1 protein-coding gene and 1 pseudogene are annotated in these 4,512 nt (G+C 36.5%); both read left to right on the top strand.

Annotated elements, in window-relative coordinates:
• Window positions 1-196: T9SS type A sorting domain-containing protein (locus ACKVOD_RS11780; RefSeq protein WP_409209663.1), on the top strand; the 196-nt coding region annotated here is incomplete at its 5' end.
• A gap of 1,357 nt (window positions 197-1,553) precedes the next feature.
• Window positions 1,554-4,512, top strand: a pseudogene (locus tag ACKVOD_RS11775) (beta strand repeat-containing protein); the annotation flags it as partial.

The following is a 4,512-nucleotide window of genomic DNA, read 5'->3' as shown; positions in this document are numbered from 1 at the left end:
AAACCCATCATCGTCTGAGTTCACTATCGAAACTTCTGCTAAAGGAGCAATGAGTGTGAAAGTATACGATATGCAAGGTCGTTTGGTTGAAAAAGCACAATCTAATAGAGTTGGTTCTAAATTAGCTGCTGGTACTTACAATGTAATTGTAAACCAAGGCGCTAACACTAAATCAGTTCGTGTGATTAAAAGATAATTTTCATAATAATTGTTTTTTGTGAGAGAGGCTGTCCGAAAGGACAGCCTTTTTTGTTATTATGAAATTCAATTGGGGATAATTTAGTATCCTACTTTCTAAAAACATGACACAAGAATTACATAATTTAAGATGGGAATTAATAACCTAAACTACCTAAATTATGTCAAGAAGCAGAAGAGTATTTAGTAAAGAATTTAAGGCAAAAGTTGTTTTTAAGGCTTTGAATGAAAAAAATACCATTGAGGGATAATCAACTCGATTGATATCTAACAGACAAAGCAAATAGGAGCTTTTACCCAATGAAATTTCGATGTGTAAATCAGAAGCCATAAAGAATATTTAAACAGTTTTTAGTGTTGAAAAAACCAAAGTGTAGAGGGCCGAAATTCCATCGGAGAATCTTTATACTCGTATTGGTTAATTTACATAGGATAAAAATTTATAAAAAAACATGTAAAATAACAAAGAATAGATTAAAAAATAAGCAGTTGGGTGAATATTGATTGCAATTAATAAAAATTAAACTGAAAAAAAACTATTTTAATTTAATTGAATATTTTGTTTAAAAATGGGGTTTTCCATATAAATCCGAAAAATGATGAAAAAGCCCAAAAAGCCTGCAAAATTAGTAAAGAATAGATTGCAACAGGCTGCTAAATCGATAAAATAACACCCTTTTTTTAATTTAATAATTTATTTTTTCATTAAAAAATTAATTATTAATGAATAATTAATGAATTATTAATGTTCGCTAGCTTTATTTGTCAAAAAAAAATCTTTAAAAAAACATAGTTTTAAACTAACTTAAAAAAGAGGAATTCATCAGTGTGGATCGCATTGTTGATTTTTATTTTACGGATAAAGTCCAAACTCAAATTAAAATCAACATTTTTTATGGAGGTCACCCTGAGTCAAAACTAAAGTGCCTCACTAAAAACGATTATAAAAAAAACGCTTTTAAAAAAAAACAGTCGAAAATAAATTTTAGGTACACCTAAAGAAAAAAAAAACGGGAAGAGTTCCCGATACTATATTAATCAAAAAACCATTAGTTTATGAAAAATAATTTCTATTCTTACAAAAAACCAAAATGACGAGGAATGCCTCTACATACGGTCTTTTGTTGCCTCTTTGTCAATAGGGTCATGGCGCAAGGACCTTTAGCTGGAACGGAAGTTTCGCTGACAAATGGCATACTACTAGCCACTGTTTAAAAACAGGAACTGCCGGTAGGGATACTTCTCCTTGGGAAACCTCAGGACAACAAATAATTGGTAATGAACCCTCAAGGGTCACTAATTTTTATTTGTATAATAAATTTTAAACTAAATATAATTAACTAAAAAAATCGATTATGAAAAAAAATATTTTTTATACTTTATGCCTTCTATTTTTAGTGGGCAATTTGTATTCTCAACAAACAGTATGGGTTAAGGCTGGCGGAACTGGTGATGGTTCAAGTGAAGCTACTGCTTATGGTAGTTTTACTACTGCTTTCGGTCAAATAGATTCAGCAGGCGATGTTTTAAGGGTTGTGGGAAATGTTCCTGCTTCAGGTCAATCTTTAAATAAAAATTTCGCATACACCATAGAGGGTGATGCAGGAGGCTCAACTTTAACGGGTACTGCTGGTGCTACAAGAATGTTTACTAATAATGCTGCTGGTACGGGTAGCCAAAATGTAACTTTTAAAAACATCAAATTTACTGGGGCGACTGGTTCAATTGGAACAGGTGGAGGAGGAGTATTGTATAGCAATATAGCTAATACTATAAATTTTGAAAATTGTAGGTTTGAAGGAAATAGCTTGGTATCAACTGTCCCGACAGGTGGTGGTGCTCTTTTTATTACTCTTACTACTGTAACTATTACAGATTGCCTTTTTAAAGAAAATACTGCCCTATCAAAAGGTGGTGCTATTAGTCTCGCTACTGGTGCTAATGTTACACTAACTAGGTGTACTTTTTATAAAAATAGTACAACAAGTGCTACTGGTAATCTTAATGCTGCTGCTTTGTGGGTTGTTGCTGGTGCTGTTGTTAATGGGTACAATTGCACCTTTTTTCAAAATACTACAGGAGCTACAAACCAAGATTATGGAGTTATAAGATCAGATGGTGGAACAACAAAACTATATAATTCCTTATTTTATGATAATAAATTAAATACTAATGTTGCTGCTCCAGGTGACTGGGGCTCTGCGGCTAGTATAGGTTCAACTCTTACTAATTCACTTGCTCAAAGGATTAGTGCTAATGTGACTAATACTAGTTCAACTGTAAGTACTACTATTGCACTTGCCTCGTCTAACTTAACTTATGACGATACAAGTGGGAAAGTTAGATTTAGCGTTGCAGCTGCTGGAGATGTTACTCCTATAGCTTTTGGATCTGACGGTAAAGATGTTGGTGCTTGGAATTGTGGTACTCGTGTAACCCCAACTTTTACGCAAGTGGCTGCTATTTGTTCAGGAGCAACTTTATCGGCTTTGCCAACAACTTCTAACAATGGTATTACTGGAACTTGGTCGCCAGCTTTGGATAATACGACTACCACTACGTACACCTTTTTACCAGGCCTAGGTCAGTGTGCTCTAAGTACAACAATGACTATTACGGTAAATCCATCAACAACAACTGGAAGTGTAATAGTTTCACAAAACACTCCTTATACATGGGCAGAAAATAATGTAACGTATACTCAAACAACAACAACTAGTATTACTACTGGCTGTAACACCGCTACATTGAATTTTACTTTACTTGGGGCTAGTGCGCCAACAATTAGTACGTTAACCAGTAACGGAACGACTGTTATCACACAAGGTTGTGGAGGTTCTACTTTAATCATTACAGGAACTGACTTTTCAGGTGCCTCAGTAGTAACCGTTAACGGTGTAGCTGTTGCTAGTTTTACTGTTAATAGTAGCACCCAGATAACCGCTATTCTTTCTCCTGGGCCAGTTTCCTCAGGTGCAGTAGCAGTAACGACTCCTGCTGGAACAGGAACTTCTGCAGGTAATTTTGCGGTGAATGCACAAGTAACACCAACTTTTACTCAAGTGGCTGCTATTTGTCCAGGAGAAAGTTTAAGTGCTTTGCCAACAACGTCTAACAATAGTATTACAGGAACTTGGTCACCAGCATTAAATAATGCAGCTACTACAACCTATACCTTTACACCAACTGCAGGTCAGTGTGCTACAACGGCTACAATGACTATTACGGTAAATTCAGGTGTAACACCAACTTTTACTCAAGTGGCTACCATTTGTTTAGGAGCAAGTTTATCGGCTTTGCCAACAACGTCTAACAATAGTATTACAGGAACTTGGTCGCCAGCATTAAATAATGCGGCTACTACCGTGTATACCTTTACACCAGACGCAGGTCAGTGTGCTTCAACAGCTACAATGACCATTACAGTAAATGCTTCTTGTACTAAAACCTTTACCTGGAACGGAAGTGCTTCTAATGACTGGGCAACTGCTGCCAACTGGACAACAACAGGTGATGGTCCAGATACTTTTCCTGGTCAAACCAAAACAACAGATATTGTTGTAATCAGCAATGGGGGTACTCCTGTTATAGCTAGCGGTACTTACGGAATAATCAGCCTTGCGATTAATAATGCTAGTGGTGCTACCACAGGTTCTATCTTAACCATCAATTCTGGGGCAACTCTTACGGTCAACAATACTGCAGTTGTCGCTATCACCTTAAAAGGAGGTAGTATTGTGAATAACGGAACATTGAATGCTACCTCTACTAATGTTGGTGCCTCGTTTGGTATCGCTTGTCAAGTTCCTTCTGTGGCTCCTAGTAGTGCTACAGAATATGGCTATTCAGGATCCGGTGCCTTAAACATTAATACAAGTGCAAGTACTAACGCCTCAAGCGGAGGTATTCAATTTAGTGGTACTGCAGCGAACACGACCTATAAAATGCTTTTTAATGGCGCCACTACTTTTAGCCTTAACAACACGGCTTTAGCCGTTTATGCACTTCGAGTAGTCGATGGGGCTAAAAACCCTATAATTATCGGGGGTACTGGATTTACGCTAGGAACTGTAGGAGCACCTGTTAATTATGGATTATTAATAATGGGGAATAATGGAAACGATGTTACTGTAGATACAGGAACAACATTGACATTAAATAGCGCTGCTACTAATACGGGTGCCTCTTGTGGTATCGCTTGTTTAGTTCCTTCTGTGGCACCAAGTAGTGCTAAAGAATATGGGTATTCAGGATCTGGTGCTTTAAACATTAGCACTACTTTAGGGAATGCCTCAAGTGGAGGTATTCAATTTA

The sequence above is a fragment of the Flavobacterium sp. genome, assembly GCF_046155325.1.
Lineage (GTDB): Bacteria > Bacteroidota > Bacteroidia > Flavobacteriales > Flavobacteriaceae > Flavobacterium.
Note: the sequence above shows the minus strand (reverse complement) of the source record. Positions and strands in the feature narration are given on the sequence as shown.